General features: G+C 36.0%; 34 protein-coding genes and 2 riboswitches. Of the genes, 25 read left to right on the top strand and 9 right to left on the bottom strand.

From position 1 onward, the window contains the following. Positions 1-8: 8 nt before the first annotated feature. The 4 genes from ABDZ63_RS07110 (at position 9) to ABDZ63_RS07095 (ending at position 2,053) form a co-directional block, all read left to right on the top strand. Positions 9-413, top strand: coding sequence for a VOC family protein (locus ABDZ63_RS07110; protein WP_343782704.1), 405 nt, complete (start codon positions 9-11; stop codon positions 411-413). Positions 414-428: 15 nt separating this feature from the next. Then, positions 429-896, top strand: coding sequence for an NUDIX hydrolase (locus ABDZ63_RS07105; protein WP_343782702.1), 468 nt, complete (start codon positions 429-431; stop codon positions 894-896). 150 nt (positions 897-1,046) lie between these two features. After that, positions 1,047-1,580, top strand: coding sequence for an isochorismatase family protein (locus ABDZ63_RS07100; RefSeq protein WP_343782777.1), 534 nt, complete (start codon positions 1,047-1,049; stop codon positions 1,578-1,580). After that, entirely contained in the window at positions 1,577-2,053 is a 477-nt protein-coding gene (locus ABDZ63_RS07095; protein ID WP_343782700.1) for a tetratricopeptide repeat protein, read from the top strand. The genes ABDZ63_RS07100 and ABDZ63_RS07095 overlap by 4 nt, the downstream gene beginning before the upstream one ends. 165 nt (positions 2,054-2,218) lie before the next feature. Here ABDZ63_RS07095 and ABDZ63_RS07090 read toward each other — a convergent pair whose 3' ends face one another. Next, positions 2,219-2,515 carry a hypothetical protein gene (locus ABDZ63_RS07090; protein ID WP_343782699.1) on the bottom strand — a complete coding sequence of 99 codons (297 nt, stop codon included), beginning with the start codon at positions 2,513-2,515 and terminating at the stop codon, positions 2,219-2,221. Between the two features lie 256 nt (positions 2,516-2,771). Between ABDZ63_RS07090 and ABDZ63_RS07085 the strand changes: the two genes are divergently transcribed. The 3 genes from ABDZ63_RS07085 to ABDZ63_RS07075 are packed head-to-tail and all read left to right on the top strand — an operon-like array spanning position 2,772 to position 4,173. Next, positions 2,772-3,197, top strand: coding sequence for a MarR family winged helix-turn-helix transcriptional regulator (locus ABDZ63_RS07085; protein ID WP_343782697.1), 426 nt, complete (start codon positions 2,772-2,774; stop codon positions 3,195-3,197). After that, complete coding sequence (locus ABDZ63_RS07080; RefSeq protein WP_343782695.1) at positions 3,185-3,517, top strand: DUF3147 family protein; 333 nt, start codon at positions 3,185-3,187, stop codon at positions 3,515-3,517. The genes ABDZ63_RS07085 and ABDZ63_RS07080 overlap by 13 nt, the downstream gene beginning before the upstream one ends. Before the next feature lie 26 nt (positions 3,518-3,543). Further along, entirely contained in the window at positions 3,544-4,173 is a 630-nt protein-coding gene (locus ABDZ63_RS07075; RefSeq protein WP_343782694.1) for a class I SAM-dependent methyltransferase, read from the top strand. 149 nt (positions 4,174-4,322) lie between these two features. Here ABDZ63_RS07075 and ABDZ63_RS07070 read toward each other — a convergent pair whose 3' ends face one another. Further along, positions 4,323-5,168, bottom strand: a complete 846-nt coding sequence (locus ABDZ63_RS07070) for an AraC family transcriptional regulator (protein WP_343782692.1) — start codon at positions 5,166-5,168, stop codon at positions 4,323-4,325. A gap of 175 nt (positions 5,169-5,343) precedes the next feature. Here ABDZ63_RS07070 and ABDZ63_RS07065 point away from each other — a divergent pair, with 175 nt between their 5' ends. Further along, positions 5,344-5,988 carry a hypothetical protein gene (locus ABDZ63_RS07065; protein WP_343782691.1) on the top strand — a complete coding sequence of 215 codons (645 nt, stop codon included), beginning with the start codon at positions 5,344-5,346 and terminating at the stop codon, positions 5,986-5,988. 290 nt (positions 5,989-6,278) lie between these two features. On the opposite strand, the gene ABDZ63_RS07060 is transcribed toward ABDZ63_RS07065, so the two are convergent. Next, on the bottom strand, positions 6,279-6,869 hold the full coding sequence (locus tag ABDZ63_RS07060; protein WP_343782690.1) for a TetR/AcrR family transcriptional regulator: 591 nt from the start codon (positions 6,867-6,869) through the stop codon (positions 6,279-6,281). A gap of 110 nt (positions 6,870-6,979) precedes the next feature. Here ABDZ63_RS07060 and ABDZ63_RS07055 point away from each other — a divergent pair, with 110 nt between their 5' ends. Together ABDZ63_RS07055 and ABDZ63_RS07050 are read left to right on the top strand one after the other, a co-directional pair. Then, complete coding sequence (locus ABDZ63_RS07055; protein ID WP_343782689.1) at positions 6,980-7,414, top strand: small multi-drug export protein; 435 nt, start codon at positions 6,980-6,982, stop codon at positions 7,412-7,414. 99 nt (positions 7,415-7,513) lie between these two features. Next, positions 7,514-7,691, top strand: a riboswitch (cobalamin riboswitch). A 143-nt stretch (positions 7,692-7,834) separates the two neighbouring features. Beyond that, positions 7,835-8,275 carry an acyl-CoA thioesterase gene (locus tag ABDZ63_RS07050; RefSeq protein WP_343782775.1) on the top strand — a complete coding sequence of 147 codons (441 nt, stop codon included), beginning with the start codon at positions 7,835-7,837 and terminating at the stop codon, positions 8,273-8,275. A 29-nt stretch (positions 8,276-8,304) separates the two neighbouring features. On the opposite strand, the gene ABDZ63_RS07045 is transcribed toward ABDZ63_RS07050, so the two are convergent. Then, a complete protein-coding gene (locus ABDZ63_RS07045) occupies positions 8,305-8,856 on the bottom strand; it encodes a TetR-like C-terminal domain-containing protein (RefSeq protein ID WP_343782687.1) in 552 nt (183 codons plus the stop codon). 180 nt (positions 8,857-9,036) lie between these two features. On the opposite strand from ABDZ63_RS07045, the gene ABDZ63_RS07040 reads away from it, so the two are divergent. The 3 genes from ABDZ63_RS07040 to ABDZ63_RS07030 all read left to right on the top strand — a co-directional run bounded on the left by ABDZ63_RS07040 (position 9,037) and on the right by ABDZ63_RS07030 (position 10,983). After that, a complete protein-coding gene (locus ABDZ63_RS07040; protein ID WP_343782686.1) occupies positions 9,037-9,834 on the top strand; it encodes an SDR family NAD(P)-dependent oxidoreductase in 798 nt (265 codons plus the stop codon). Between the two features lie 168 nt (positions 9,835-10,002). Continuing rightward, positions 10,003-10,446: an 8-oxo-dGTP diphosphatase gene (locus ABDZ63_RS07035; RefSeq protein WP_343782685.1), complete on the top strand. Its 444-nt coding sequence runs from the start codon at positions 10,003-10,005 to the stop codon at positions 10,444-10,446. An 18-nt stretch (positions 10,447-10,464) separates the two neighbouring features. Next, positions 10,465-10,983, top strand: coding sequence for a hypothetical protein (locus ABDZ63_RS07030; RefSeq protein WP_343782684.1), 519 nt, complete (start codon positions 10,465-10,467; stop codon positions 10,981-10,983). 195 nt (positions 10,984-11,178) lie between these two features. On the opposite strand, the gene sda (ABDZ63_RS07025) is transcribed toward ABDZ63_RS07030, so the two are convergent. Further along, entirely contained in the window at positions 11,179-11,301 is a 123-nt protein-coding gene (sda, locus tag ABDZ63_RS07025) for a sporulation histidine kinase inhibitor Sda (protein ID WP_343782683.1), read from the bottom strand. A gap of 423 nt (positions 11,302-11,724) precedes the next feature. On the opposite strand from sda (ABDZ63_RS07025), the gene ABDZ63_RS07020 reads away from it, so the two are divergent. Further along, positions 11,725-12,543, top strand: a complete 819-nt coding sequence (locus ABDZ63_RS07020; RefSeq protein ID WP_425541958.1) for an AraC family transcriptional regulator — start codon at positions 11,725-11,727, stop codon at positions 12,541-12,543. Between the two features lie 220 nt (positions 12,544-12,763). Here the strand turns inward: ABDZ63_RS07020 and sda (ABDZ63_RS07015) are convergent, their stop codons facing one another. After that, positions 12,764-12,910, bottom strand: coding sequence for a sporulation histidine kinase inhibitor Sda (gene sda, locus ABDZ63_RS07015; protein ID WP_343782681.1), 147 nt, complete (start codon positions 12,908-12,910; stop codon positions 12,764-12,766). A gap of 381 nt (positions 12,911-13,291) precedes the next feature. On the opposite strand from sda (ABDZ63_RS07015), the gene ABDZ63_RS07010 reads away from it, so the two are divergent. Together ABDZ63_RS07010 and ABDZ63_RS07005 are read left to right on the top strand one after the other, a co-directional pair. Beyond that, complete coding sequence (locus tag ABDZ63_RS07010) at positions 13,292-14,746, top strand: protein adenylyltransferase SelO (RefSeq protein WP_343782680.1); 1,455 nt, start codon at positions 13,292-13,294, stop codon at positions 14,744-14,746. Positions 14,747-14,824: 78 nt separating this feature from the next. Then, positions 14,825-15,298 carry a GNAT family N-acetyltransferase gene (locus tag ABDZ63_RS07005; protein WP_343782678.1) on the top strand — a complete coding sequence of 158 codons (474 nt, stop codon included), beginning with the start codon at positions 14,825-14,827 and terminating at the stop codon, positions 15,296-15,298. A 16-nt stretch (positions 15,299-15,314) separates the two neighbouring features. On the opposite strand, the gene ABDZ63_RS07000 is transcribed toward ABDZ63_RS07005, so the two are convergent. Together ABDZ63_RS07000 and ABDZ63_RS06995 are read right to left on the bottom strand one after the other, a co-directional pair. Beyond that, positions 15,315-15,728 carry a DUF4181 domain-containing protein gene (locus ABDZ63_RS07000; RefSeq protein WP_343782677.1) on the bottom strand — a complete coding sequence of 138 codons (414 nt, stop codon included), beginning with the start codon at positions 15,726-15,728 and terminating at the stop codon, positions 15,315-15,317. A 68-nt stretch (positions 15,729-15,796) separates the two neighbouring features. Next, positions 15,797-16,240 carry an NUDIX hydrolase gene (locus tag ABDZ63_RS06995; RefSeq protein ID WP_343782676.1) on the bottom strand — a complete coding sequence of 148 codons (444 nt, stop codon included), beginning with the start codon at positions 16,238-16,240 and terminating at the stop codon, positions 15,797-15,799. Positions 16,241-16,729: 489 nt separating this feature from the next. After that, positions 16,730-16,831, top strand: a riboswitch (TPP riboswitch). A 124-nt stretch (positions 16,832-16,955) separates the two neighbouring features. On the opposite strand from ABDZ63_RS06995, the gene tenA reads away from it, so the two are divergent. From tenA to thiE, 8 genes are read left to right on the top strand one after another with little or no spacing between them, the layout of a single operon-like run. Next, positions 16,956-17,639 carry a thiaminase II gene (tenA, locus tag ABDZ63_RS06990; RefSeq protein ID WP_343782675.1) on the top strand — a complete coding sequence of 228 codons (684 nt, stop codon included), beginning with the start codon at positions 16,956-16,958 and terminating at the stop codon, positions 17,637-17,639. Positions 17,640-17,693: 54 nt separating this feature from the next. Then, positions 17,694-18,464 (top strand): thiazole synthase, encoded by a 771-nt coding sequence (locus ABDZ63_RS06985; RefSeq protein ID WP_343782674.1) that lies wholly within the window; start codon positions 17,694-17,696, stop codon positions 18,462-18,464. 15 nt (positions 18,465-18,479) lie between these two features. Beyond that, positions 18,480-19,583, top strand: a complete 1,104-nt coding sequence (gene thiH / locus ABDZ63_RS06980) for a 2-iminoacetate synthase ThiH (RefSeq protein WP_343782673.1) — start codon at positions 18,480-18,482, stop codon at positions 19,581-19,583. Beyond that, positions 19,584-20,180, top strand: coding sequence for a thiazole tautomerase TenI (gene tenI / locus ABDZ63_RS06975; protein WP_343782671.1), 597 nt, complete (start codon positions 19,584-19,586; stop codon positions 20,178-20,180). Further along, a complete protein-coding gene (gene thiS / locus ABDZ63_RS06970; RefSeq protein ID WP_343782670.1) occupies positions 20,177-20,383 on the top strand; it encodes a sulfur carrier protein ThiS in 207 nt (68 codons plus the stop codon). Before tenI ends, thiS begins: the two co-directional genes overlap by 4 nt. A 17-nt stretch (positions 20,384-20,400) precedes the next feature. Then, entirely contained in the window at positions 20,401-21,420 is a 1,020-nt protein-coding gene (locus ABDZ63_RS06965) for a thiazole biosynthesis adenylyltransferase ThiF (protein WP_343782668.1), read from the top strand. 15 nt (positions 21,421-21,435) lie between these two features. Then, positions 21,436-22,242, top strand: coding sequence for a bifunctional hydroxymethylpyrimidine kinase/phosphomethylpyrimidine kinase (gene thiD / locus ABDZ63_RS06960; RefSeq protein WP_343782666.1), 807 nt, complete (start codon positions 21,436-21,438; stop codon positions 22,240-22,242). Continuing rightward, positions 22,239-22,892, top strand: a complete 654-nt coding sequence (gene thiE / locus ABDZ63_RS06955) for a thiamine phosphate synthase (protein WP_343782665.1) — start codon at positions 22,239-22,241, stop codon at positions 22,890-22,892. Before thiD ends, thiE begins: the two co-directional genes overlap by 4 nt. Before the next feature lie 53 nt (positions 22,893-22,945). On the opposite strand, the gene ABDZ63_RS06950 is transcribed toward thiE, so the two are convergent. Continuing rightward, positions 22,946-24,025: a metallophosphoesterase gene (locus tag ABDZ63_RS06950; protein WP_343782664.1), complete on the bottom strand. Its 1,080-nt coding sequence runs from the start codon at positions 24,023-24,025 to the stop codon at positions 22,946-22,948. 142 nt (positions 24,026-24,167) lie between these two features. Between ABDZ63_RS06950 and ABDZ63_RS06945 the strand changes: the two genes are divergently transcribed. Continuing rightward, positions 24,168-24,647 carry an NUDIX hydrolase gene (locus ABDZ63_RS06945; protein ID WP_343782663.1) on the top strand — a complete coding sequence of 160 codons (480 nt, stop codon included), beginning with the start codon at positions 24,168-24,170 and terminating at the stop codon, positions 24,645-24,647. The last annotated feature ends 102 nt before the right edge of the window (positions 24,648-24,749 follow it).

Genomic DNA, 24,749 nt, shown 5'->3' with positions numbered 1-24,749 from the left:
ATTCAAACATGAAATTTAACGATTTTAACGCTGCGCAAGTTAGAATTGCCAGACCAACTGATCAGTTTGAAGCGGTCATCGATTTTTACAAAAATGGTCTTGGCTTAATAGAAATTGAACGATTTAAGGGCAACAGAGGCTATGAAGGTATCATTTTTGGACTGCCAGATGTCAATTACCATTTAGAATTCACACGTCATGTTGATGGTAGTCCTTGTCCTGCACCTACGAAAGATAATTTGTTAGTTTTCTATATTACAGATCAAAAAGAGATTCATAGAGTTGCGAATCGTCTTAACGAGATGGGTTATGGAGAGGTAGAGCCGGAAAATAAATATTGGAAAGAAAAGGGCGTCACAATTGAAGACCCAGACGGTTGGCGAGTTGTCTTAATGAATAGGTCGTATGAATAGACTAGGGGGTTTTGTATGGATGCCGTTTTTAAAACAGGAGAAGGAATATTTAATTATCGTGTAGCTGGAGTATTAATTCGTAGTGGTTATGTGCTGTTGCATAAAGAAACGAATGATGACTTCTGGGCTTTACCAGGTGGAAGAGTAGAAGTGAATGAAGTGGCCAGTCAAGCTGTTGTTAGAGAATTTAAAGAAGAGATCAATGTTGATTTACAAGTCGAAAGGTTACTATGGTCTGTTGAAAGCTTCTTCACTCACAGAGAATCTAGTTACCATGAAATTGGATTTTACTTTAAGGTGGTAGAAGTTGATAAGGGGATACCGTCTCAAGAAGTGTTTTATGGAAAAGAGGGAGAAAAAGTCTTAATTTACAAATGGGTACCATTAGATCAACTGAAAGACTACACAATAGAACCGAGCTTCTTAAAAGAAGAATTGACAGATTTAAAATCTAGTTCGAAGCATATTGTTGTATACGATTGAATTTTTGGGGAGGGTAATCAATGTTTTCATCAGACTATTACGATATAAGCCGCAATTTAAACGTTTTTACTTTGAATGTCAATAATATGCAGGATTTCTAAAGTTTATATAGAAGGTTGTGTTTTAAGAAAAGAAAAGTAGGTGTATAAGTTGAAAGCACTATTAGTAATTGATGCACAAAATGGGATTGTTAATTTCAAAGACTTTTCAGAGGAAGTATCGCTGATTAAAAAGGTTATTCAAGCTTTTAAAGCGGAAAGTCTTCCAGTAATCTTTATGAAACAAGTGGATGATATGGAGGAAAGTCCACTTTATAAAGGCTCTTCAGGTTCAGATCTACATGATTCATTAAACGATTATGCTGATTATGTAATTGAGAAGCAGACACCTAGTTCATTTTACAATACAAAGCTTAGTGAAGTTCTTGAAAAGTTAAATATAGATCATTTATATGTTACTGGGTTTAACACGGAATTTTGTTGCATGTTTACAGCAATTTCTGCATTTGACAGAGGCTATAAAGTAACTTTTATTGAAGATGCCACAGGAACCGTTAACTCAGAAGAAGAATATGAAATGCCTGGTTTAGATATTAGAGATTTTGTTGGAACGGCTTTGCATTGGACAAATGTAATAGAAGTGTTGGATTACGAAGAATTTGAAGAGGAAGGGACATTAAGGTGACAATCGATAAGTTAAAAGATGAGCTATCATATATAAATGATTATGTCTATTTTGATGAAGATGATTACTTACGTGAAAAAGTTTCCAACTTATCGAAAATAAATGAGTTGATTAAGGAAGCTGAACAATTGTTGAAAGTTTGTAAGATAGAAGAAGATAAGTACTTTATACAAGGAACACTAGGTAATTTATATAGAATAAGCGAATTTCCTAAACGCTCTATTTATTACCTGGAACAGTGCTATGAATACGCAGTACATCATAATGATCTCAAGAAGGAAATTGTTACACTTATACGTCTTGGTGAAGCGTACAAATATGCTGATCAACTTGAACATGCGCTAAGTTTATTTAACGAAGCAATTCGTAAATGTAAATCATTTAATGAAACTAAATTCTTAGACTTTGCCTTACAACATAAAGGTAAATGTTTAGTGGAATTAAAGCGATTTGAAGAAGCGGAAAGTGTTTGAAAGACGCCTATGAGTTAAGGATCAGGAAAAATAGTGATGAGTTAATTAATTCGACAAAGAAGGCAATAGATTTGTTGAAGCATTTAAAACAAGGGTAGTCACTTTGATTAGAAATAGTTAAAAGGTAATAAAGCTGCCTTAATGGATAGCTCTATTACCTAATAGTTATACATTATGCTGCTGTGATTTTAATGAATCAATGTATTGCTTACCTTCTACTAATGATAGACCTAATGTTTCTCTAGCTTTTTTTACGGCTTGTACATCATGACCTTCTTGAATTAATTGTTTTAACTCTTCATTTATTGGTAGTTCTGTGGCATTTAATAGTTTAGAGACTTGTTCTAATTTATATTCAAGTCCTTTAGTTTTGTTCCTAAGCTGAACAGTTGTGATCAGTAGATAGATGCTGACAAATAGTAAGATGCTTTCTATTAAATTAATTTCCATGATTGAACACACCCTTTTTATGTAAGTTTATCTTATCTTATCATAAAAAGTCAAAAAATTTGAGGTGGTGGTCGTAATGACTGATTTAATTAATGTGATGAAACTAACGTTCAGTTGCTGAGTTCTAGAAAACAGTTGTTAGATTTATTCGTTATCTTATTTATAGTTTCTAGAATACAACATGATAATTGTTGTATTTTATTTTGGAATATGCATCTTGACTAACGATTATATCGTAATATAAGATATAATTGTTAGGAGGTAAAGTATGGAAAATGAAAATACTGCAATAGAAATAAATAAAAATTGGACTGACATTTATTATTTGCTGCACTACAGACATCTAGAAAATTTATCACACCAAGCAATTAGGCTATTGCAACATATTAAAAAGAGAGGTAATTGCTCGGTTAGTGATTTGGCAGAGTTACTAGGTGTAACTCATAATACTGCTTCTGAACATATAAAAAGGTTAACTAGTAAAGGATTAGTGGTTAAAAAACGGAGTTCAATTGATGAACGAAGAGTTGTTATTTCATTAACTGATAATGGGGAGTTAGAACTTCATAAACATACACACTTAGATGAGTCAAAGTTGAATAAAGTTTTAGACAATCTATCTGTTGAGGAAAAAAATCAGGTTGAACAAGCTTTTTCTTTGCTTAGAGAGGAAGTGGTAAAGTGTTTTTCTTAACAAAAGTTATGGTTTCAGCCATAATTATTGGAGCTGTAACCGAAGTGGCAAGGTACTTTCCTAAGTATGGTGGAATTATAGCAGCATTACCATTAGTGAGCTTGTTAAGTTTGTTTTGGTTAAGTGTACAAGGGGAGAAAATAACAAATTTAAGTAACTTTGCGCTTGGGGTATTATGGGGATTCCCTGCAACAGCAGTACTATTACTGGTAGTCGCATTATCTTTAAAGCACTCTATGTCTTTAAGTATTTCTATTGGTTTGGGAGTAGTGTCATGGCTTGTAGTGTTATACATTCAAGATATTTTGATTGGATCATAAAATTGAAAAACTGAAGGAGAACTTAAATGCTAAACAAACAAGGTTTTGATTTATGGGCAAATGATTATGACAAAACAGTTCAAATTAGTGAAGAGAATAATGCATATCCATTTGCGGGTTATAAGGAAATATTAAATACCATTTATAATGAAGTGATGAGTCAAAAAGAAGCTAAAGTGCTGGATATAGGCCTAGGTACGGGTATTTTAGCAAGTAAATTATATACAAATAATCATCATGTAGATGGTATTGATTTTTCTTCTAAAATGATCGAGATTGCTAAGGAGAAAATGCCGGAAGCTAATTTAGTAGAGTGGGATATTTCAGATGGGTTACCTCCTAAAATGGTGGAGAATAAGTATGATTTCATTATAAGTACTTATACTTTGCATCACTTATCAGATCAAGATAAGGTTTCGTTTATAAAGCAGTTACGGTCAATATTAAATGAAAATGGTAAAGTGTTAATTGGTGATATCTCATTTGAGACACGCGCGGATCTTGAGGTCTGTTATGAAGACAATAGAGACAAATGGGACGAAGATGAATATTATTTTGTAAATGAAGAATTGGCTTCATCTTTAGAAGCTGATTGCATCGTCATTTATAAGCAAATTTCACATTGTGGCGGTGTGTTTATCATTGCGAATAAATAATATTAAAAAACCCACGACTCGAAGTTTGAGCCTCTCGGTCGCGGGTTTGAGCCTCTTGACTTGAAGTATGAGCCTCTTGGTCGCGGGTTTGAGCCTCTCGACTTGAAGTATGAGCCTCTCGGTCGTGAGTTTGAGCCTCTTGCTTTTTTTTACGCTTTACGAACTGGAATCCAAATCTCACTAATTTGATCTTGACTACTGACAATCTCAGGTGCTTCGGCGTGCTCATATTTTGATGATGGGAACCATTCACTATAAATTCGTTGCCAAGTATCTTCAATAGCTTCCCATTCACCTTCTACTTCAAAAATCGCCCATGTGTTTGCAGGAACTTCTAGTCGTGTAAATGAGTCAGGGGTGTTTTGGGTTGTTGCAACACCAAAATAATAGTCGATCTCTCCTTCATCTTCGCCCTCACTGGTGTAATCTGTTAACACATGTAAAATCCCAGGTGGTTCTAAGTCAGAAAGGTTTGCTAATTCATTAATAGTCTCTTCAGACATCGTTTCCCAAAGCTTTACAACTTCAGGGTCAACATCATTGTCAATCACTCTCATCCTTTGTTTAATTCCAGTAATTGAAAAGGAATTTTTTTCGATAATGCGTACATTCATTTCATCTACTCCTCTAACAGTTAGTTGGAAGGTCAATTTAGGATAAGATTTTAACGAGGTGCTCTGTTCTTTAAGTTCAGATGGCATAAGTCCATGGACTTGCTGAAAGGCTCGGGCGAATGAGTTCGGTGATGAGTAGCCATACTTCATGGCAACATCAATTATTTTAATCTCATTACTCTTTAGTTCCATCGCAGCTAGTGTCATCCGTCTTCTACGAATGTATTCGGATAAAGGAATCCCTGCTAAAAATGAAAACATTCGTTTAAAGTGATATTCAGAACATTGAGCTATTAAAGCGACTTGGTTAAAGTCAATTGCTTCATCTAAGTTGTCTTCAATATAATCTAACGCATCATTCATTTGTTTCAATAAATCCATGTCATCAACCTCCCATTAACTAGAGAATACCAATTCATTCAATTTAATTCCCCACATTTTGTGCACAGATATGTGAGATATTTTACATCAAAAGGGATATCCTATCTTAAATTATTATATGCTATACTGATATTATCAAAAGCTAAGAGCATGAATTTCTGTTGGAGGACTTATTATGAATTTATTAATAGAGTACCAGTGGGAAATTTTTATTTCATTAGAGGTTTTATCTTTAGTTGCTTTGTTGTTATTTGGCGTTTTTCGTTATTACCTTGGTCATAAGCAGAGTAGCTTATTATTTATTTTATTATTTATTGTTTTATTAATCATCGAGGCTATCTTAGGGGTAGTCATTTACCAAGAAACAGGAGAATTCCAAACCTTTCAACTAGTCGTTTTAATCTTTGTGATCTATGCGCTAACTTTTGGTATTAATGATTTTCGTAAGTTAGACCGCTGGATGCGTAAGAAATTTGGCTCTTGGCGCGAAGTTGAGATGTTGACAGAGAAAGATTATGAGATTATGAATCGCCAGAAAGATCCTAAATACATTGCTAAAGTCAATCGTAGAAGTGCTATGATTCATTTAACTATCTTTGTAGTTGTTCAAGGTATTTTTTGGTCACTTGGAACAGATAGTTTTGAAGAAATGAGAAGTTATCTAACAGACTTATCTTGGTTTGAAGCAGGAAATTATGAAGATTCACCGTACCCGAGTGAGACGTTGTATAGTATTGGCATGGTTTGGACTATAATCTTTGTCATTGATTTTATTTACTCTTGGTCGTATACTATTTTTCCAAGTTCTAAATCTGAGTAACTATCTATCTAGGTGTTAACCAGGAGGAATAATATTGACTAAACTTGTTGTCTTATTTTTCGCTACATTATTGGGTATATAATTGAGGTCGCTACACCCAAAAGACTCCGAACGCTGATAAATCTACCTGAACGCTGATAAAAGTTGGTCGAACGCTGATAAATCTACCTGAACGCCTATAAAAATTTCCAAGCGCTGATAAAATATCCTCACAGGTAACTGATCATTGTTACACAAGGCTACTAATGTTCCGTATTTTAGCAGCCCTTCAACCTTTTGTCTCAAACTCTTTATTTCTTAATCCCTCTCCAGAACACTTTCCAAATATCATTTAAATGATTCTCTAATGCCATGCTTGATAGTGAATAATAACGCAAATCTACATCTAAGTTATTTAAGATAAAGAGGTAATGTCTTAGTATGGTTTGACTGGATAGTGCTGGGTCAATTTCATGGTTTGTTTTTCCTTTTTCAATAATTTGTAAAAATGTATTTTCGAGTTGTTCTTCACTTGCTTGAAGAATAGGTTTAACTTGTCCTTCGATCTCAGGTGGTGTGAAGAGAACAAATCGATAAAAGAATTCACCTAAAAATTCGATTTGGTATTCATTTGTGTAAATTTGATTTAATACACTATAAAGTATTCGCTCAGCTGACTGGTCTTGAATTTGATTGACCGTCGAAAATACAAAATCGATATACTCCTTAGCCACCTGTTCAACTGTATGATGAAAAATCGCTTCTTTATTTTTAAAGTGAGCATATATTGATGGTTTTTTAATTCCAACGTCATCGGCTATTTTCGTCATAGTTGTGGCTTCATAACCGTAATCTGAAAATAGCTGGATGCTAGTATTAATAATTTGTTCTTTCGTATTCATGAAAGTCATCCTTTTCTTTGTTTTAAAGCTGTGTTAGAATTAATGGGCAAAAACCTACCGTTCGTTAGGTTGTCTATCTTATCATAACATGGTGGAGAGGAAAGATAAATATGCTAGAGTACATTTGGCTAAGTTTTAGTGCTTGGTTTATGGGTTTTTTTCCATTATTTGAAATATATCTTGCTATACCAGGTGCGATGGCTATGGGGTTAGACATGGGGTCAGCGGTAGTATGGGCGAGCTTGGGTAACTTTTTAGCGATTCCAATCATTGTCTTCTTCTATGATCAATTATCAAAGGTTAAAAGAATCAATAAATATTTTGATAAGCTATCACATTCTCGCTTCAGTCATAACATTAGAAAAGGTAGTTTTATGTTTGTATTAATAGCAACCCCTATTGTTGGTGCTTGGGCAGTTGCTGTTCTAGGAAAATTATTCGGAATGGAACGTGGGAAGTTGTTCTTTTCATCTGCTATTAGTATTACTTTATATGGGGTTCTATTAGGTGTATTAACCGAATTCGGGATTAATACTTTTTTTTAGCAACGATTGACTACCGACCGTTAGTTAGCTTGTCTTATGAATTGACATTATCGATCGGTTGAGAGATATTATTGGAAGAGAATTGATCATTCTCAGACAAAATTAAATATGCCTTATGGTGCTTGTGAAAAGCTTAAAAGGGAAGGTTGGTGTAAGTCCAACGCGGTCCCGCCACTGTGATGAGGAGACATATAGATTATCCACTGTTCATGTGAATGGGAAGGACTATGTGTTGATGAATCTGAGCCAGGAGACCTGTCATAAGGAAGAACATGAATTCCTACGGGAGATAGGAGGGTGTTACGTCATGGTTGACTATGTTTCGAGTTATGGTGTGGTTCCATAATTAGTTTGGCCTTTTCATTATTAATAGTATGGGAGGTTAATAGATTGGAACCATTACCGGTTAGTTATTCGAAAATGAAACAGACAAAACTAGTCCTTCCACCTGATACGAATCATTTAGATACAATATTCGGTGGCAAGGTGTTAGCATTTATCGATGAAATTGCTGCTTTAACAGCAATGAAGCACTCTAACGCTGCAGTTGTGACAGCTTCTATTGATTCAGTAGATTTCCTGTCATCTGCAAAAGTAGGAGATGCTTTAACTTTAGAAGCGTTTGTAACTAGGACAGGTCGTTCATCGATGGAAGTGTTCGTCAAAGTATATGCTGATGATTTACTACAAAGGAAGAAAGAACTAACAACAGAATCTTTCCTTACTATGGTCGCAGTCGATCAGTACGGAAAACCTATTCCAGTACCAAGAGTTGTTCCAGAATCAGAAGAGGAAAAAAGGTTATATGATACAGCACCTGCTAGGAAAGAACACCGGAAAAACCGTTCTTTGTTAAGGTGAGGAAAACCAGCTAACTAGAGTTAGCTGGTTTAATTATTAGTTAGTTCTCTGATCAATGCTTGGTTCATATCGTCAGTAGACGTTTGAAACCCTTCATAATACCACTCTAATACCAACCCTAAAATCGCATTAGCATAAAAAGAAACTTTGAAATCAATCTTCTCTTGTTGTAAATTACGTGACTTCATTGAATATTTAACCAATAACTTAATTTTGTTAAGAAACATTTCATAATAAGAAAATTTCGAGCTACTACTAAAAATAAAACTATAAATTTCTTTATTTTCATACACATGTTCAAATAGATTGATCATTTTTGGCTCAAGTTGATCTTTGTTTTCGATTCTGTCTTGAGTTGTTTTAGTTATGGCGTCTTCAAGTTCTAGTAAGAGATGGTCTATAAATTCCTCGAAGTAATGTGGAACATTGTTATAGTGAAGATAGAAGGTTCGTCTCGTTATCTTTGAATTCCTACATAGTTCTGTAACGGTAATATCCTCTAATGGTTTTTCTTTTAAAAGTTCAAGTAAAGCAATTTTTAAGTTTTGTTTTGTTTTTACAACCCTTAAATCCCGTTTCATTTTAATCTTATCTCCTTAGCTGTTTTGAATCATTTTATATTTAAGTATATTTGATGACACTTTTATTATACAAATGTATAATAAAAGTGTGGGGATTCTTAATAAAAGTTTACAGCTTTATTTTAGCATGGATTAATGAACACTTAGTAAAAAATCATTTTATAAAGGGAGAGAAGTTACATGAAAGTTAGGGACAAAGTGATTGTTGTGACAGGTGGAGGAAATGGCATTGGCCGAGAACTCGTATTAAATCTATTAAATAAAGGAGCTTCTGTTGCCGCTGTTGATGTTAATAGTGGCGGGTTAGAGGAGACGGTGAACCATTCAGGTGAACATCGTGATTATCTATCAACACATGTTGTTGATATAACAGATCGTGAGGCAGTCGAGTCTCTACCTAGTGAAGTGATTGACCACCATGGCAAAGTAGACGGCATTATTAATAATGCTGGTATTATTCAGCCTTTTGTTGATGTAGAAGACTTAGATTATGAAAAAATTGATTTAGTCATGAATGTTAACTTCAATGGGACACTATATATGACAAAGTCTTTCTTGCCATATTTCTTAGAAAGACCAGAAGCGCACATTACGAATGTATCAAGTATGGGTGGTTTTTTGCCTGTGCCAGGACAAACCATTTATGGAGCGTCCAAAGCAGCGGTGAAACTTCTAACAGAAGGATTACATTCTGAGTTAAAGGATACAAATGTTAATGTAACAGTCGTTTTCCCAGGTGGAGTAGGGACGAATATTATGGAGAACTCTAATGCAGAGGGCACAAGAGAATCAAGTGGTGACGATGAAGGACAGTCACACAAACTACTAACTCCAGAAGAAGCAGCAGAAATAATTGTTAGTGGAATGGAAGATGACAAATACCGTGTTCTAGCTGGAAAAGACTCAAAAATGATGGACCGCTTATACCGACTTGTGCCTAAAAAGGCTGCTAACATTATTGCTGATAAATTAAGGTAAAAAATTGATTCTCACATTAAGTCTTTCACTCTCTTAAAATAAAGAACTAATTATAATGTTTAATGACCTTGTTGCCAATCCAATTTCGTGTTTTCACAGTAAAGTGTGATAACATGAAATTGGATAAATTATGTAAGATAGATTTAGAAGAAAGTGGTGTAGGGTGAGATGGGAAAAAGTGAAAATATAATTTTAACGAATATGTGTATGGTGTATGATGGTGATTACATATTAGTTCAAGAACGTTTGAATAAAGACTGGCCAGGCATTACATTTCCAGGTGGTCATATCGAAAATGGTGAATCCTTTTTTGATTCGGTTATTCGAGAGGTTTATGAGGAAACGGGTCTAATCATTAAAACGCCAACACTTTGTGGCGTTAAGCAGTTTAAACCTAAAGGTGCGGACCGTTATCTAGTCCTGTTTTACAAAACTGATCAATTCGAAGGTGAGGTAACATCATCAGAAGAGGGTGATGTGTTCTGGATTAAAAAGGACGAGTTAAAGAATTATCAGTTGGCCAATGATTTTGAAAGTATGGTTGAAGTATTTGAGTCTAATAGTTTAAGTGAATTCTTCTATGATGAAAATTGGGAGATGAAGTTATTATAGTTTGATGGAGGAATCATAATGAATTTGACATTTGATCGCCCTTTTTTTGGAACGACTAAGTTTTTAAATATAAAACAAGGTAATTACCCAACTGGTAAAATGAGACGCTGGGCTCGCCCTCCTAAAGAAAGACCTTCATCCAACCTTCAGTATGATGTAAATATTGAGGTAATCGGATCAGGTCAAACTTATGACATTACACAACAATCATTCTCAATTCGTGAAGGTTATCATTGGGATGTGACCGAAAATAATCGTTTGCTGACAACGATAACGAGTGCAAAAGGGTTGAAAGAAAAACATCGAGTCGACTATCATTTTGATGAAACTATTACATTATCTATAGAAGCTAGTTGGAGTCTGAAGCCAGAAGGTACTATTTTCCTTGATGAAAATGAAGTAGGGAAAACTAAGGCACAAGGGTTTATAACTAATCGTCAATATGTCATTGATTTTGAACCAGGTGATCATCATTTTGACCCTAATTTGGTTGCTGGTGTCGTTTATGCTTTTTGGTGTTCAAATAATAGAGGTTAAGTAAAAGTTAAATAAAGTGGTTGAATTCGTTGCACTTACTAAGTTGATCTTGCCTGAATTTGCGATTGAATCAAACATTAACAAACACAAATAAGTGGCTACAAAAGTATTGAATAGAAAAGTTAAGACGAGTGGGGCTCCCGCTCGCCTTAACTTATAAAAATTGGAACTGTTAGCGCTCTTTGGCTGAAACAGCTAAAAGTTCAAACCTCTATATTTTATTTCTTTTTCCAGTAAATATATAAATTCTTGGCTTAATTTGATTTCAACAGCTCTTTTATAAGTGTTTATAAGCGTAGAGTTATCTAATATCTCCACTAGGCTCTCCTCCTGATTCTTTTTTACTATTTATATATACCCTTTATATCGTTCAATAACCATAATTATTTAATGATATTAAAAATATTATTGTACAGCCGAATACAAATATATAAATTTTATCATTACATTGGGACATTTAATCGCAACGGGCTATTAGAATTTTAAATTCCTCCATTGTTTGGATTTTAGTTATGTTCACTTCTTAGAGGACTCACTGAACCATTATTAAGAAGATGTTAGCTACTTATATTATAATGAATCGAGGCAAGGCTTTAATAGTACTAATTCGACCCGACAATAAATGACCAAGGATTGTCGGGTTGAACATGCGAGCTCCTGTTATTGTATTAGGTGAGGAGGGATTGTGTGGGCTTTATTAATAGAATGAATGAAGGGATCAAATATGTCGATCGTCATCTTATGGAGGAAATTAATTTTACAGAGTTGGAACGGGTTACGCTTTGTTCAGAGTATCACTTTAAGAAAATGTTTTCTTCTCTATCAGGCATTCCATTGTCTGAATATATTCGACGCAGACGGTTAAGTTTGGCGGCATTTGAACTGTCGAATAGTGATTTGCGGGTGATTGACATTGCTTTTAAGTATGGCTATAACTCATCTGATTCTTTCGCAAGAGCTTTTCAAAAGTTACATGGTTTAACACCAACAGAAGCTAGGGTGAATGGTCATTCTCTTAAAGCTTATCCACCAATGAACCTTCAATTATCAATAGTAGGAGGGAATGAGATGGAATACAGAATTGTTGAGAAAGAAGAGTTTAACATTGTCGGACTGAAAAAGAGAGTTCCTATTATTTTTGAAGGAGTTAATCCAGAGATTGCTTCAATGTGGGAAAGTCTTGATGAAGAAATGATTAATGAGCTCAAAGGCTTATCGAATATTGAGCCTCGCGGGTTAATTAGTGCATCAACCAACTTTTCTGAAGGACGAATGGAGGAGAAGGGTGAACTTGATCATTATATAGGGGTTGCTACAACGAGGGATATTAGTACTTCATTTTCAGCGTTAACGGTACAAAAGTCTAGCTGGGCTGTGTTTAAAGCAGAAGGGCAATTTCCTAAAGCATTACAAGATGTTTGGGGAAGGATATATTCTGAATGGTTTCCAACAGCCAATTATGAACAAGTTGAAGGTCCAGAGATTTTATGGAATGAAGGGATGGATTTATCATCACCTAACTTCAAAAGCGAGATTTGGATTCCAGTAAAAAAGCAATAAGTGTATGACAAAAAAGAAAGCGAGAAGGTTCTAATTGGTGAACTCTCTCGCTTTTTTCCTATATGGGAAAAAGGGGAATACAGTCTTTAACTGTATGTTTATATTCATTAGATACCCCTATTAGAAAAATTGAAACCAGTAATTTAAAAATGGGTAAAAAGTAGTGAATGTGCAATAAAAAAAAAGAGCTTGGACTAGCCTAGCTCTCTGTTCATGAGGTTTAGTGATATTTAGGGTTAATGTCTGTGAGGTTAAAACCTCTATAGTTTAACTCTCTCTCTAGTAATTGAATAAAGTCCTTAGAAAGGTTGATCTCGATCGCCTCCCTGTAAGCGTCGATTAAAGCTGAATCATCTAAAATTGCCAATGGTTTCTCCCCCTAAATTTGATCCTAAAAAAAAAAGCGTATATCTCTATGTAGTAAGTATTTCTTTACTGAAACATTTTTTCCCCAAATTATAGTATACACAATGTTAGTATAATTACTAGTCTTTTTATCAAATTTATTGAAAAAAGTTTAGAACTCAAACATATTGTATACAAAACTTGTGCTTTATTTAACATTTTATTATCAAAAAATGTTCTTTATAACGCAAGGTGTGTCAAATTGTTGGATTAATTGTTTTTCTAAATCATTTTTTGTGAAAAGTGTCTATAGTTGATGGAAGTATAAACGATGGGTTGTAGTAGACAATAAAAGTGGCAGTATGTTTATATAAAATTAACAAAGCAAAAAAGTAGGGATACGATGACAGGAATGGGATGGAACTTAGAACATACTTATACTCAGTTACCTGAACTGTTTTATAGTCATGTTAAGCCAACGCCAGTGGAAGCTTTGCAAATAGTCTTTTTAAATGGTAGTTTGGCTAATTCATTAGGGCTTGATCGACAGGCACTACAGTCTGAAGAGGGTTTGAATATTTTCTCAGGGAATAAATTACCTGAAAACTCTACACCTATAGCACAGGCTTATGCTGGTCACCAATTTGGCCACTTTACAATGCTTGGTGATGGTCGAGCGCATTTATTAGGTGAACAAGTGGCGCCTGATGGAAAACGCTATGATGTTCAGTTAAAGGGTTCTGGGCAGACGCCTTATTCAAGACGAGGAGATGGTCGTGCTGTACTTGGACCTATGTTAAGGGAATATGTCATTAGTGAAGCGATGTATGCGTTAGGTGTACCTTCAAACCGAAGCTTAGCTGTAGTGGTTACGGGTGAGGCTGTTAAGCGTGAGACGGTCAAACCAGGTGCTATTCTAACGCGTGTAGCAGATAGTCATTTACGTGTTGGAACGTTTCAATATGCCCGTCAGTTTGGAACGACAGACGATTTACGTGAGTTGGCTGATTATGCATTAGAACGTCATTATTCAGGTTATGAAGAGGTAGAAAACCGCTATATTTTCTTATTAGAAGAAGTGATGAAACGACAAGCGAAAGCTGTTAGTCAATGGCAGTTAGTTGGCTTTATTCATGGTGTGATGAATACAGATAATATGACGATTAGTGGTGAAACAATTGATTATGGGCCTTGTGCCTTTATGAATGCTTATGACCCTGAGACTGTTTTTAGTTCAATTGATGAACAAGGTCGTTATAAATATGGTAATCAGCCAAGAATTGCGATGTGGAACTTAGCGCGGTTGGCTGAGAGTTTACTTCCTTTAATTGATGAAGATGAGGATGAAGCTGTAAAGAAAGCTGAGGAAATTGTCCATCAATTTATTGATTATTATCGTGATGATTGGTTAGAGGGTATGCGCGCTAAGCTTGGTATATTTAATAGCGAAGATGGAGATGAAACGTTAATCGATGAATTATTAAGTCTAATGAAGGAACACGAGGCTGATTTTACTAATACGTTCAGAGGTCTAACCCTTGAAGAATTTGATGAGCTTAAACTGTTTCAAACAGAAGGATTTACACAGTGGTATCAAAAATGGCAAGAACGGTTAAACAGACAAGAAGAAACAAAAGAGAAATCACTTGAATTAATGAAAAAGCATAATCCATCTGTCATTCCTCGTAATCACCGGGTTGAAGAAGCGTTAGAAGCGGCTGAAAAAGATGGTGATTTAACGGTAGTGGAGAACCTATTGCGCGTTCTTTCTAAACCATATGCTTATACTAAAGATCAGTTGGAATATACTAAGCCAGATGATTCAGATGATGATTATATGACATTTTGTGGCACTTAAAGCTCAGGGGAGTACTCCCTGAGCTTTTTAGTGTCTATGGTAAAATAGATTATAGAGGATTTAAGGGGGCCTTGAAAATTGAGTATCTCTTTAACACATTATTCAGAACAACACTTAGATGCATTGAATCAATTTTATTTACCAGAAGAACAGGCTAAATTCACCAGTCTTCCTCATGCTTTCGAAACAGTTGATAAAGGGCAGTATCGAATCGTTATATTAGCTGGTAACGATGCAGTTGGCTTTTTCTTACTACATGAAACAGAGCGTGTTAATAGCTTTACTGACAATCCGAATGCGATGCTTTTGACTTCGTTATCGATTAATGAGAAAGACCAAGGGAAGGGGTATGCACTAAAAGCTATGCAATTATTAGCGGGGTTTGTTTCTTCAGAATTTCCGGATTGTAATGAAATGGTACTAGCCGTTAATCATAAAAATATCGCAGCACAAAAATTATATTCAAATGTAGGTTTTCAAGACACAGGAAGAAGAATAGATGGTCCGATTGGCGAACAGTGGATATTGAATTTACCAATAGCTAAAGGTTAGGTGATCTATCTCACTTTTAGCTATTGATAACGGGGTTAAGTAGATCGAATTGTATTACAACTGCAACGGCAATCAAAATGATGAACGCTTCTCCCATAGAAACAATTGCCCGCCTGGGAGTAGAGGAATGCTTCCACTCGAAAAATGCATTAACGACTATTTCAATAATTGATAAGCCAACTATTATTCCAATTAATATGTAAAACTGAGGATTCGGTGTATTTGAAAAATAGAAAAAGATGATGATAAAGGAAACTAAATTTAAAATTCTTAATCCCCAACTCACTTTACCGTGTAATTCATTGATTTTATAGTATCTAAAGCCTGTTTTAACTTTTTCAACCTTCAATGCTTTCCTTAAAAGCATACTTATTACTTCCATAAATATAACCACACTTAGTATGATTAGCAAGACTTCAATCAAATCCATAATACCCCCCAAGTATATATAACATTTCTATCAACTTACCATACTTTACATAAATATCAAGAGTTTTGTTATTTCAAGTTTAACTCGCCTTTTAATAATAAATGCAATACAGCATAACAAACTTCAGGATCAGTGATTTCAGAGTCTTTAATTTGATGCAAACATTTTTCTACAGGTATTTTAAACACTTCAATATATTCGTGGGACTCAAGTTGTTGTGTAGCTTGTTCTTGAAGTTCTTTTGTATAAAAGACGTGAGTGATTTCATTCTCTAACCACGGGGCTGGATGCATTTGGCCAAGGTATTGAAGGCTTCCGCACCTGTATCCTGTTTCTTCTAGAAGTTCTCGTCTAGCGGCCTGTTCTAGGTCTTCACCTTGTTCAACACCTCCACCAGGTAATTGCACGATGAAAGAATCAATTGGTTTTCGATATTGATAGATTAGTAGAAATTGATCGTTATCTTGAACTAATGTTACAACGGATTGATCTTGTTTATTATAATCGTTCATGACCTGACTCCTTTAAAAATGGCTCTGTTAGAGTTTGGTGTTGATTATTTAAAAGGTTGCTCTAAGTTGTTGTATTGTGATGAGCGAAGGTGGCGACTCCTGCGGGAATAGCACGAGTCTCGAGACCCCACAGGCAGTGTTTTCCTGCCGAGGAGGCTCGAGCTGTGCCCGCGGAAAGCGTCCACCGAAAGCGAATCACAATAACAACAACGGACTTTAACAGAGCGTTAAAAATAGGCTTCGTTATAGAATGATGCTTGTATTTTGGGCTGTTGTATTGTGTTGAGTGAAGAACACAATTGGGCGAACTTTTTTGTAAATGAGCGAAAACCTTGATATAAGAGCGAAAGCGTCAATGTAAGAGCGCCCCTCTAAAGTGCCTAAGTTATTGTATATAATTGTATCACTAATTATGACATAATAAAAAATGGTTAACATAATAACTGAAATTTGTTAATATTAATTTAACAGCTTAATAAATAATTAAAGTAACAAAGCTAGGGGTGCCATTTTAAATGGCTGAGAGGAGTAATCCGACCCTTTGAACCTGATCTGGTTGGTACCAGCGTAGGGAAGTGTAGTTGCTCGGATTATATCGGATGATTTATAAATAAGTCCATATCCTTCCAAGTCAACCACTTTCTTATGCATGGTCTAAGAAAGTGGTTTTTATTTTATTTAAAATAAATTCAAATTATTTCTTGGAGGGATTGGTATGAAATTTTCAGAAGTACTAAGAAAGGAAACAGATCACATTTGGGAGGCGAATTTTAATCATCCTTTTATAAAAGGGATTGGTGATGGGACCTTACCCATTAAGTGCTTCCGTTATTATGTCATGCAAGATGCTTATTACTTATCTCATTTTGCTAGAATTCAATCTTTAGGTGGTACGAAAGCTTCCGACTTCTACACAACGAGTCGAATGGCTGCTCATGCTCAAGGTACTTATGAGGCCGAGTTAGAGCTTCATCGTAATTTCTCAGAAAGATTAAACATTACAGAAGAGGAGCATGCGAACTTCAAGCCATCACCAACAGCTTATGCTTACACATCTCACCTATATCGTGCCGCTTATCAAGGTCACTTAGGTGATGTCATTGCAGCTATTCTACCTTGTTATTGGATCTATCAAGAGATTGGAGAAAAGCTACAAAACTACAATCCTGATGAGCCGATTTATCAAGAGTGGATTGCGGCTTATGGTGGTGACTGGTTTAAGAAGTTAGTTGATGAACAAATTAACCGATTAGACGAAATAGCGGAAGCGGTTACAGAGATTGATCGTGAAAGAATGAAGGAGCATTTCACGATTAGCTGTCAGTATGAATTAGCTTTCTGGGAAATGGCATATACCTTAGAAGAGTGGCCAGCACAAGCTGAAAAACTAAAATCTTAGGATTATAAAATCCTTAAGCTTAATATGATGTACTAACGAATGGGGGAATGTATGATGCAAGATTCATTAGTCATTGCAGGAAAAGAATTAAATAGTCGTTTGTTTGTTGGGACTGGAAAATTTGCTGATCATAACAAGATGAAAGAGGCGTTAGAAGAATCCCAGTCAGAGGTCGTTACAGTAGCAGTAAGACGTGTTGATCTCGGTGGGGATGATCAGTATATTTTAAATGATATTCCAGATTATATGACGTTAATGCCTAACACATCTGGTGCTCGTACAGCAGAGGAAGCAATTAGAATTGCTCGTTTATCAAAAGCAGCTGGTATGGGCAACTGGATTAAAATCGAGGTCATCTCAGATAGTAAGTATTTGCTGCCAGACAACGAAGAGACAATAAAGGCGACTGAGGCATTAGTTGAAGAAGGTTTTGTCGTTCTTCCGTATATGAGTCCTGACTTAATGGCAGGCAAGCGACTTGAAGAGGCTGGGGCTGCAACGGTTATGCCTCTTGGTTCACCAATTGGTTCGAATCGTGGCATTCAAATGAAAGAAATTATTCAAATAATGATTGACGAAATTAATGTTCCAATAGTCGTTGATGCCGGAATTGGACGCCCATCTGAAGCAGCAGAGGCAATGGAGATGGGAGCAGATGCAGTCCTAGTTAATACCGCGATTGCTACAGCAAAAGATCCCGTGGCAATGGCTCAAGCTTTCGACCTAGCTGTTAAGGCGGGTCGTTCAGGGTTTTTAGCAGGGCTTGGAGCAACGAAGGCAAAAGCTAGTGCTTCATCTCCATTAACAGGATTTTTACACTCGTAAAAAAGGATGGTTAACATGAGTTTTTATAATGTACTAGAGGAAGTCAATCACCTCCCGTTAGAGAACATGATGGAAAATGTATCGCACCATGATGTAGAGCGGGCACTGCAAAAAGAACGAATTACTGAGGAAGATTACTTTGCGTTATTATCACCGAAAGCTTCCGACTACTTAGAAGAAATGGCACAAAAAGCCCATCAGCTGACAATTCAACATTTTGGTAATACGATGCAACTCTTTTTACCGCTTTATGTGTCTGATTACTGTGTTAATACGTGTAAATACTGCAGTTTCAGTGTGGATAATGATTTCCCGCGCCGGATATTAACGATGACAGAAGTGGAAGAGGAAGCTAAAGCTATTCGAGATATGGGGATTGAGCATATTATTATCCTTTCTGGTGAATCGATGATGCATTCATCTGTGAAATATATTAAGCAATGCATGAAGGTGCTAAAGAAATACTTTTCGTCGGTGGGGTTAGAGATTCAGCCGATGGATACGGATCAATATAAGGAATTAGTCGATAGTGGAATTGATAATTTAACAGTCTATCAAGAAGTCTATGATGAAGAGATTTATAGAGAGTTACACACAAAAGGACCTAAGCGTTTCTTTAAGTATCGATTAGATACACCAGAACGGGGTTGTGAAGCGGGTATGCGTTCTATTAGTATTGCAGCTTTACTTGGCCTTAATGATTGGCGGCGTGAAAGTTATATCACTGGACTTCACGCACAATACCTGCAGCAGAAGTATTTAGACGTAGAAGTAGGCGTTTCATTTCCGCGTATTCAGCCAAATGCAGGTAGTTTCCAGCCCAAAGTAGAAGTTACAGACAAGAACTTAGTTCAAGCGATGCTAGCTTATCGTATATTTCAACCACATTCTGGCATTACTGTTTCGACAAGAGAGCGCCCAGAGTTCCGTGAGCAAATTTTACCTCTTGGACCGACGAAAATGTCTGCAGCATCTTCAACTGTCGTTGGTGGTTATACAGAACCTGATAATACACAAAGCCAATTTGAAATATCAGATGAGCGTTCTGTGGATGAGGTTAAAGGTGTGTTAAGGAAACATGGTTATCAACCTGTTATGAAAGATTGGCAGTTGATTTAAGTGAGAGAAATCCACCTTATTTCAAATGGTAAGCAGTCGTTAGAGAGCTTTTCAAGGGTAGCTCAGACAGTTCAGGCTTATGTAAGCTACATTCATTTAAGAGAAAAGCATAGAACAGATGAAGAGTTGTTAACTTGGATTAATGAATTAACAAAGGTAGGAATCCTAAAAGATAAATTAATTATAAATGACCGGGTAGAAGTGGCTGTTCGTATGGAAGTTAAGGGTATCCAGCTCACTACCCATAGCGAGGGTGTGGCTTCTGTTCGAGAAGCGCATCCTAACCTTCTAATTGGTCAATCTGTTCACTCATTAGAAGAAGCGAAAAAAGCAGAAGACGAAGGTGCTAACTATATAATTTTCGGTCATATTTATAGAACAAATTCAAAACCTGGATTAAAGCCACGTGGTTTAGAACAATTACAAAAGCTTGTTCAATCTATTGAAATTCCAGTTATCGCAATTGGTGGCATAACACCCGAAAGAGTAGAAGGGGTTATGAATTGTGGAGCAAAAGGGATTGCTGTCATGTCAGGATTAATAGAGGCAGAAAATCCAAAAGAAGAAGTAAAATGTTATTTAGGAGGTGTCCTATGATGGTTATTCACGTTAATGGCGAACAGCGTGAATTGTCGAATGAGATTCAGACAGTTTCTGACTTGCTAAATCAATTCGAACTAGCTGATAAAAAAATCATTGTTGAATTAAATGCTAATATTGTTGATTCAAGTCAACACGATGAAACAACGGTGCAAGATGGTGATCGAGTGGAGCTCGTTCACTTTGTTGGTGGTGGTTGATTGAAGGAGGCTAGCTCATGAATGAACGTTACTCTAGGCAAATATTATTTGATGGAATTGGTGTATATGGGCAGCAAAAATTGAATGTAAAGCACGTCTGTATTATTGGTGCAGGTGCTTTAGGGACAGGTAATGCTGAAATTTTAACGAGGGCTGGTGTTGGTCATTTAACGATTGTTGATCGTGATTATGTTGAGACAAGTAATTTACAAAGACAACAGCTTTATACTGAACAAGATGCTGTTTGGCGTATTCCTAAAGCAGTCGCAGCAGAAAAGCGTCTTAAAGCTATTAATCCGGAAGTTGAGGTTAATGCGAAAATCATGGATGTAACAGTTGAAGAAATTGACTCACTCGTTCAAGATGCTGACTTAATAATTGATGCGACTGACAACTTTGATATTCGTTTTCTAATTAATGATATTGCGCAAAAATATAAAATTCCATGGATTTATGGTGGGTGTGTCAGTAGTTATGGGCTAAGTTTTACGATCTTACCTGATGAAACACCTTGTTTGAATTGTTTACTGGAAACGATTCCACTTGGTGGTGCGACATGTGATACGGTCGGTGTTATTGCACCAGCAGTTCAAATGGTCGTTGCTTATCAATCTACTGAAGCGTTGAAAATTTTAGTAGAAGATGTTGAAGCGGTTCGTCGCAAGCTCGTTTCATTTGATTTATGGAAAAATGAACAGACTTCAATTGACGTTAGTCAGTTGAAAAAGCAGCATTGTCCATCATGCGGAGAGTCACCAACCTATCCATATTTATCATATGAAAACCAAACGAAAACAGCCGTCTTATGTGGGCGTAATACGGTACAGATTCGCCCACCTCAGAAGGTTGAGCGGGATTTAACTGAATTAGTTTCACAGCTCAAAAAGCAAGGTGGGCAAGTCGATCAAAATCCATTTTTAGTTTCTTATCATTTTGAAAACAGGCGCGTTGTTTTCTTTAAAGATGGACGCGTATTGATTCATGGTATGAAAGACATCGTTGAAGCGAAGAAGATTTATCACCAATTATTAGGGTAGTGAGGGGGAGAAGATGTGACAGTAGCGAAAGTATTAACAATTGCAGGTTCTGATTCTGGTGGTGGAGCTGGAATTCAGGCAGATTTAAAAACATTCCAAGAGTTAAAAGCATATGGCATGTCTGTATTAACAGCTGTAACAGCGCAAAATACATTAGATGTACACGGCGTTTATCCTCTAACGGTTAGTCAAGTAGAAGAGCAGTTAGATGCAATTGGAGCAGATTTAAAACCTGATGCATTAAAAACGGGCATGTTGTTTAGTGCTGAAATTATTGAAGCAGTTGCTAGTAAAGTTAAACAATACGAGATCAACAATGTCGTCATTGATCCAGTAATGATTGCTAAAGGTGGCGCTAAGCTATTGCAAGATGAAGCGATTGAAGCGGTTAAAGAGCATTTAATTCCACTCGCAACAGTTATAACGCCTAACATTCCAGAAGCTGAGGCGATTACAGGATTAACGCTGAACACGATTGCCGACCGAAAAGAAGCGGCTAAACATTTACACGAATTAGGTGCACAATGTGTAGTTATTAAAGGTGGGCATGGGGAAGAGAAAGAAGTTATTGATATAATTTATGATGGAGAAACGTTTACCCAACTATTAAATGAACGACAATACACCGAGAATACACATGGTACCGGGTGTACATTCGCTGCTGCGATTGCTGCTGATTTGGCTAAAGGTATGAGTTTTTTAGATGCGATTCGTGTTGCTAGAGCTTATATTCAAGCTGCGATTGAAGATGATTTACACATTGGTTCAGGCCATGGTCCAACTAATCATTGGGCTTATCAAAATAGGAGAGTAAAAGTATGATCAAACAACCAATTGACTTAAAGCAACAATTATCATTATATCTTGTTATGGGCAGTCAAAATTGTAAGCATGACCCCGTTGAGACGTTAGAGAAAGCTATCGAAGGAGGGGTAACTCTCTTTCAGTTTCGAGAAAAAGGAGAAGGCTCTAAGACAGGTGAAGAAAAAATCGAGTTAGGACTTCAGCTTAAAGAAGTCTGTCATCAATATGACGTTCCTTTTATTGTTAATGATGACCTTGGACTCGCAATAGAGTTAGACACAGACGGATTACATATCGGCCAAGAAGATGGGGATATGAAAAAAATCAAAGATACCCTTAAGAGTCATCAATTATTTGGGGTTTCAACTCACAATGTTGAAGAAGCATTAGAGGCTCATCGAATAGGTGTAGACTATATCGGTGTTGGGCCTATGTTTAATACGACAACGAAAGACGATATCGAGGAAGTAAGGAGTCCTGTCGTCATTAAAGAGATTAGAGAACAACTACCGGACATACCGATTGTAGGAATTGGCGGGATTAAACACGATAATGCGTCACAAGTTATTGATGCAGGTGCAGATGGGGTAGCAGTAATCTCGGATATAGCTCAAGCTGATGTTCCCATGAAAGCTGCTGAACGGATATTAAAAGACGTAAAATATTAATATCACTAAAAAGAGCATTAAATGATCCTCAGTCATTTAATGCTCTTTATTAATTATTTACAACTCTTTGGTACCCAACCAATTTCGCCGTTTTCCTTTTTAATTAACGTATACCCCTCACAACTGTAATCTAAAATATATACTTCCTCATTAGCGTTAACGGAAAGGATGGAAGTACTAACTTCATTGGTTTTAGCTTGGTCCCCATTTCTATCTTTTAAATATTCATTTTTAATCCATTGTTTTATATTAAGACTATTATTTTTACATAATGTGAAGTTTTCTTCTTCTTTAATAATAGATACTTCAAAGTGGGGATAACTTACTGTTCCCTTAATTGGTTGTTTAGGCGTGTAATCTTTTTGTATGTAAGATTGGTTGGATAATGAGTCAACGAATCTATGGGATAAATGGTTATCTTCAATAATTAAAGCATTTAGTTGACCGTCTCTTTTAATTTTATTGCCGCCATCGATGGCAATTCTTCTCTTATCATAGTCTATCATTGGATTATTGGAACTTATGTCATTTATACGATAATTAGATACAGGCCAATGACCTACTATTACTATTTTCTGTTCTGAATGTCCTTTTTCATAGAAAGAAGGAGTAGTTAATGCTGCCTTTTCATCAGTTTGCTCCAAAGTTTCATTTAACCCTGCATGAATGATAATGGATTGTTCTGTTTCATAAGCTGTAGGCAATGAATCTAACCAATCAACTTCTTCTTTAAAGTTTTTATAATAATAATTAGCTAAATCGTTTATGTCGTGGAAGTCGTCTAATGTTTTATTATTCACCTCTAGCATTTCATTAAGAATAGATTTTCTACCGTCTTTCATATAGTCTAAAATGGCTTCGTGACCTTCAAAAACATAACGGTGGAGAATATCACAATTACCTTTCGTCACGAATACTCGCTCAGACTTTGATGATAATTGTTTTACATAATGGATCACGCCAAGACTGTTGTCACCTTTCTCACAAAGATCACCATTTATAAATAAGTAATCGTCAGTTGTATAATCAACCTTATTTAATAGTTTTTTGAATAAATCTAAACTACCATGAATATCTGATATTAAAATGATTCGTCTGTTCTTTTCTAAGTTCAACTTCGTAACATCAATCAATGTGTTCTCTCCTATCATTCAATGCTTCTCATATAATATCATAAAATTTAAAATGTTTTGTCTTAATTTCTAATTTTAGGAAGGGGAATGTAGATTTTTGTTGAATTCTCTATATTAAGACCAAAATTTAGGAGGTAATAAGATGTCCTTTCCAACACATATAGTTGCTTGCGGTGGAATTGTTGAAGATGAAGAGGGGAATATCCTTCTTGTAAAAGAGCATCATGATGGCTGGGTCTTTCCTGGTGGCCAAGTTGAAATAGGTGAAAATCTTGAAGATGGTGTCATTCGAGAGGTGAAAGAAGAAAGTGGGATTGATGTTGTCGTTTCTCGCTTAGTGGGAGTTTATTCAAATACATGTGTTCATAAGTGGTATGATGGTGTGACAGATGTTCCAACAAAAGTTATGTTTGACTTCGTTTGTGAGCCGATTGGTGGTGAGCTAACCACTTCAGAAGAAACAACTGACAGCAGATGGGTACCTAAGAATGACGTGTTAGACTGGATTGAAGCTTCAGCGATTCGTACACGTTATCAAAGCTATTTAGATGGTGAGCGAGTAAAGTATATGGATTATTTAACAAGACCAAATTTTGAAGTGAAAAGGGATCGTGAAATTTAATAAAATAGGATGAGTAACTTGAGTGATCATTATGGGTATTCGGATTTCATGGTGGAAAAGGGCTTATAAATCACCCTTCTCCAAATTCTTAATAAGTGTGGA

The organism is Alkalibacillus silvisoli (assembly GCF_039521975.1).
GTDB classification, from domain to species: domain Bacteria; phylum Bacillota; class Bacilli; order Bacillales; family Alkalibacillaceae; genus Alkalibacillus; species Alkalibacillus silvisoli.
The sequence above is the reverse complement of the archived record's forward strand: the minus strand, read 5'-3'. Positions and strand labels throughout refer to the sequence as shown.

Excerpts from the sequence above, each read along its gene's own strand:
- ABDZ63_RS07110 (WP_343782704.1), top strand. The coding sequence starts at position 9 with ATGAAATTTAACGATTTTAACGCTGCGCAAGTTAGAATTGCCAGACCA.
- ABDZ63_RS07105 (WP_343782702.1), top strand. The coding sequence starts at position 429 with ATGGATGCCGTTTTTAAAACAGGAGAAGGAATATTTAATTATCGTGTA.
- ABDZ63_RS07085 (WP_343782697.1), top strand. The coding sequence starts at position 2,772 with ATGGAAAATGAAAATACTGCAATAGAAATAAATAAAAATTGGACTGAC.
- ABDZ63_RS07075 (WP_343782694.1), top strand. The coding sequence starts at position 3,544 with ATGCTAAACAAACAAGGTTTTGATTTATGGGCAAATGATTATGACAAA.
- ABDZ63_RS07070 (WP_343782692.1), bottom strand. The coding sequence starts at position 5,168 with ATGGATTTATTGAAACAAATGAATGATGCGTTAGATTATATTGAAGAC.
- ABDZ63_RS07065 (WP_343782691.1), top strand. The coding sequence starts at position 5,344 with ATGAATTTATTAATAGAGTACCAGTGGGAAATTTTTATTTCATTAGAG.
- ABDZ63_RS07060 (WP_343782690.1), bottom strand. The coding sequence starts at position 6,869 with ATGAATACGAAAGAACAAATTATTAATACTAGCATCCAGCTATTTTCA.
- ABDZ63_RS07055 (WP_343782689.1), top strand. The coding sequence starts at position 6,980 with ATGCTAGAGTACATTTGGCTAAGTTTTAGTGCTTGGTTTATGGGTTTT.
- ABDZ63_RS07050 (WP_343782775.1), top strand. The coding sequence starts at position 7,835 with ATGAAACAGACAAAACTAGTCCTTCCACCTGATACGAATCATTTAGAT.
- ABDZ63_RS07045 (WP_343782687.1), bottom strand. The coding sequence starts at position 8,856 with ATGAAACGGGATTTAAGGGTTGTAAAAACAAAACAAAACTTAAAAATT.
- ABDZ63_RS07040 (WP_343782686.1), top strand. The coding sequence starts at position 9,037 with ATGAAAGTTAGGGACAAAGTGATTGTTGTGACAGGTGGAGGAAATGGC.
- ABDZ63_RS07035 (WP_343782685.1), top strand. The coding sequence starts at position 10,003 with ATGGGAAAAAGTGAAAATATAATTTTAACGAATATGTGTATGGTGTAT.
- ABDZ63_RS07030 (WP_343782684.1), top strand. The coding sequence starts at position 10,465 with ATGAATTTGACATTTGATCGCCCTTTTTTTGGAACGACTAAGTTTTTA.
- ABDZ63_RS07020 (WP_425541958.1), top strand. The coding sequence starts at position 11,725 with ATGGAGGAAATTAATTTTACAGAGTTGGAACGGGTTACGCTTTGTTCA.
- ABDZ63_RS07010 (WP_343782680.1), top strand. The coding sequence starts at position 13,292 with ATGACAGGAATGGGATGGAACTTAGAACATACTTATACTCAGTTACCT.
- ABDZ63_RS07000 (WP_343782677.1), bottom strand. The coding sequence starts at position 15,728 with ATGGATTTGATTGAAGTCTTGCTAATCATACTAAGTGTGGTTATATTT.
- ABDZ63_RS06995 (WP_343782676.1), bottom strand. The coding sequence starts at position 16,240 with ATGAACGATTATAATAAACAAGATCAATCCGTTGTAACATTAGTTCAA.
- tenA (WP_343782675.1), top strand. The coding sequence starts at position 16,956 with ATGAAATTTTCAGAAGTACTAAGAAAGGAAACAGATCACATTTGGGAG.
- ABDZ63_RS06985 (WP_343782674.1), top strand. The coding sequence starts at position 17,694 with ATGCAAGATTCATTAGTCATTGCAGGAAAAGAATTAAATAGTCGTTTG.
- thiH (WP_343782673.1), top strand. The coding sequence starts at position 18,480 with ATGAGTTTTTATAATGTACTAGAGGAAGTCAATCACCTCCCGTTAGAG.
- thiS (WP_343782670.1), top strand. The coding sequence starts at position 20,177 with ATGATGGTTATTCACGTTAATGGCGAACAGCGTGAATTGTCGAATGAG.
- ABDZ63_RS06965 (WP_343782668.1), top strand. The coding sequence starts at position 20,401 with ATGAATGAACGTTACTCTAGGCAAATATTATTTGATGGAATTGGTGTA.
- thiE (WP_343782665.1), top strand. The coding sequence starts at position 22,239 with ATGATCAAACAACCAATTGACTTAAAGCAACAATTATCATTATATCTT.
- ABDZ63_RS06945 (WP_343782663.1), top strand. The coding sequence starts at position 24,168 with ATGTCCTTTCCAACACATATAGTTGCTTGCGGTGGAATTGTTGAAGAT.